We start from the raw sequence: 3,746 nt of genomic DNA, 5'->3' as shown, positions 1-3,746 counted from the left end.
GAAAGAAGCCGTGCCCAGGAAGCCATCCATTGAGGCGTTGAGGAGCAGTTCCCCGCTCCCCGTCTTCTTCAGGGTCGGCGTTGCGCTTTGAGACGACAGTGCATCATCAAAGACGACCTTGCCGTCTCCCGTGATGTCCAGACTGGAGCCGTCGCCCATGAAGATCGCGTTCGAACCCGTGGAGTCCGTATTCCCGCTGAACACGATCTCCTGACCAGCGCCGGGATTGAGGGTGATGGAACGGGTGTTGTAGATGGCCCCGCCAAGCCCGCTGGCCGTATTGCCGGTGAAGCGCGCTCCGCCGTTGAATGTGAGGGAACCATCACTCACGACGTTGCCGTCCTTATCCGCGGAGAAATCGTTATAAACGGCGCCGCCGTCCGTCGCGCTGTTCCCGGAGAAAACGGCTCCGTCGGCAAACGTCAGCTGATGCACGTTGAATACGGCTCCGCCACCGTCGGCAGCGGCGTTTTCAATAAAGGAAGCCTTGCCCAGAGAAGCAATCCCTTCGTTATAGAGCCCTCCGCCCACTCCTGCCGTATTCTTGGAAAACGCGGATTCCGCCGCCATATTCAGCGTATTCAGATTGCAAACGGCACCCCCGATCTTGCCGGCCGTGTTCTCAACAAACGAGACAGGACCGTTGAAGCGCACGTCGCCTTCGTTGATGATCGCTCCGCCATAGCTTCCCGCGCTGTTTTGAATGAACGTCGCGGATCCCAATACCGCCTTGGCGGGCAGCTGGGGGCTCCAATCGCATACGGCTATGGCCCCACCTGTGGACTTGGAGGTATTTCCCGTAAATGTGGCGCCGTCATCGATACTCAGCTCTCCCGACTGCACTTCGATCGCGCCGCCGTTCCCTCCGGAACCCAGCAATTCAACGCTGTTGTTCTTGAAAAGGGCGTTCTTCCCGATGTGCACATACTTCACGCGGCGCGCGCCGGACGCATAATTGGGATCGGTAAGGTAGCCTCCATAATCGTCAACCACATTCAGCGCGCCGCCTCTGCGGCCCTTGTTGCCTTCGAAGACAACGTTGTCGCCGATCGTCGTAAACGATTCGCTGTAGAGGCCGCCTCCTGAACCTCCCGTACAGTTGATGAAACTGACGTTGTTTCCGATCTCCACAATGCCGTGGGCGGTCCTGACGGCACCGCCGGCGCCGTCACCTACGCTCTCCGTATTCCTGAATTGGACGCCGTCACCGATAATCAGCTTTGCGGTACTCTTCCAGTTATAGGCAAAGTACCCCATATCAAAGAAAATGGCCGGGCCGAAGGACACGGGCCCTTCGTATCTGTCGCCAGAAGACGTCTTCAAGCCGTCAAAGGCAATATTCTGGATGGAAACAGTCCCGGAATCCATCCCCTTGAACCACAGGCCCGGGTAGGCTCCGCTTATCGTGTGCCCGTTGCCGTCGATGGCCAATGAGCGAGCGACGGGTGTGGTTCCCTGCAAGCGCTTGGATAAAACGATATCGCTTCCCAGCTTGATGCTGTCGATTCCGGTATCCAAAACGGCCTTTTGCAGCGTTTCAAAGCTGTCAGGATCTCCAGGGGGCAACTCGACAAGCGTTCCGGTGAACGTGATCTCCTTTGCGGAGCCCGAGCCGGACACATTGTCCGCCGCAACATTACCAGCCCCCAGCAGACCGGCCGCTGTCTGGGCGTATACAATGTTGTACTTGGCGTCATCAAACGCGATCACCCCTGAGTCAAACTTCCAATTGCTGTCGCTCAGCTTCACCGCGCCGGGGTCCTTCATATCCCCGTCCGCGTTCAAAGCGCTCGTAAAGATCTGTCCCGTTCCCGTTTCCAGCGTACCGCCCGCAAGAGTAAGCGTGCCTGTCTTTTGGAAGGACAAGGTAGGAGCGACAAGTGCGCCACCCGTCACGGCTAACTGCGCCTTGCCAAAATACCCGGCTGCACCTTCACTCAAGAACGTCGTTCCGCCCTTTTGATTAAACACTCCGCTAAAATTGGAAATATCGCCATAGAATGCAAGAGAACCTGCGTTCTCCTTGTTGATTGTACCGGAGGAACCGGTGACACTCCCCCTCACCTTTGAATCCGCGCTTTCCTTCGTGACGGGGACATTGATCGGCGTAGGGTTATAGGCAAAGGTCACGGAAGCGCCGACCTGCTCTCCGGCCTTGATACTCGTGACAATCGCCTTGTCCGCATTTATAGTCGTAGGCCCATCAAACCGGACGTCTGCGAAAACATTCTCATTGCCGCCCCCCTCAACAAAGACGCCCGTGCTTCCCGTTATATTGATTCGCTGTCCCGTGAGGGAAACGCTTCCTCCCTGATTATTTATGCCATAACCTGAAGAATTCAGCGTTACGGCCTTCCCGTCGGTACCTAGGGAGATAACCGGGCAGATACCGGCTTGAGTCGAATAATCATAACGGTAGGTCGTATAAAGAGCACTACCGGATGCGCTACCCGTAACCGCAATCTCGACATCCCCAAGAAAGCTCATATCAGCTTTGCCGGAAGCGGTAATACCCTTTGCATCAAAGGGGGCATTGGTAACCAAACGTAACGAGGTAGGGCCAGAGACGACCATTTTGCCTGAGTCATTTGATATACCAAGTACTGAAGCAAAAGAATCTTGCCCTGTCTGCGTTGCCGTCAGATCAAGATTCCCGGCAAGCTGCACATCGGAGGAACTCGCCGTAAGCTGGATACCCGTTGTAGCCTTGTTTCCCTCCACCACGATATCCAGATCCGTATCAGCACTTGTTTTGACCGTACCATCAGCACAGTTGATACCCACGCTGTTGGAATCCGTATTTTTTGATTCAATCAATACGGACTTACTGGCAAAGTCAATCATACCTCCATACTTGACGAAGGCCCCATTGGCATTGTTCCCTGTAGATGCTTTCGCCCGTAATGTCGTCCTGTCCCCTCCAAAAACCAGATTTCCCCCTGCCGCTGCAGCAGCAAAGGAGGCATACCCATTGGAGCCGTTCATCACGGCTTCGGCTTCACCAGTAATATCCCCAGAAAGAGTCAGCGTTCCTTTACTTTCACTCAAAAAAGCGCACACGCCCAACAGCTTTCCGCCGCCCACCATTGAGAAGGTTCCTGTCCCCACAAAAGAACCGGAACTTCCCGAACCAGCTACATGGAAAGCCGACGCGTATTGATCAGAGTCAGAATAATCCTTTAAATAGATCCCATCAGCATGTCCAACAGCCATCGGACTGCCGTTGGACATGGAAATATCAAGTTGCCCTTGCCCCGACACATTGATGAGATACCGCAGCGCAGGCTCGGTCGACCGGAGACTTATATCCCCAACCCCAATAATATTTCGGGTATCTCCTGATAAAGATATCGGGGAAATGTCGCCTGATAATTCCTCCGCGCCGGCAAACCCCGCGTTTCCCGCGACAAGCATGCCGGCCACTGCTAATGACCCGAATACGTTCATCATGCGACACTTCCGCAGGACGGCACGGTACCTGTTGACCAGGTTCCCGATAGCTCCTCTCGATAAGGTCATGATTACATCCTCCTCAGGATGGATTTGAAACTTACGGCGTTAAAGATGTAGTTATTTCCCGATGAAAAAAGCCCACGCCGAGAGGCGCGGGCTTTTCACCGAGCGGAACCGAATACACTACGAGAGAGAGAGAGAGAGAGAGAGAGAGAGAGAGAGAGAGAGAGAGAGAGAGAGAGAGAGAGAGACGAGAGGACGACGTACGAACGTACGACGTACGTACGTACGTA

At 54.8% G+C, this 3,746-nt stretch carries 1 protein-coding gene; it reads right to left on the bottom strand.

Annotated features, from left to right (window positions below; translation table 11 throughout):
* Positions 1–3,450 (bottom strand): pectate lyase-like adhesive domain-containing protein (locus tag HMPREF0178_RS22165; RefSeq protein WP_198135010.1); only part of this gene is annotated, 3,450 nt, incomplete at its 3' end.
* Between the last annotated feature and the right edge of the window lie 296 nt (positions 3,451–3,746).

It is taken from the genome of Bilophila sp. 4_1_30 (genome assembly GCF_000224655.1).
Classification (GTDB): Bacteria; Desulfobacterota; Desulfovibrionia; order Desulfovibrionales; family Desulfovibrionaceae; genus Bilophila; species Bilophila wadsworthia.
This window is presented reverse-complemented; position numbering and strand designations above follow the sequence as displayed.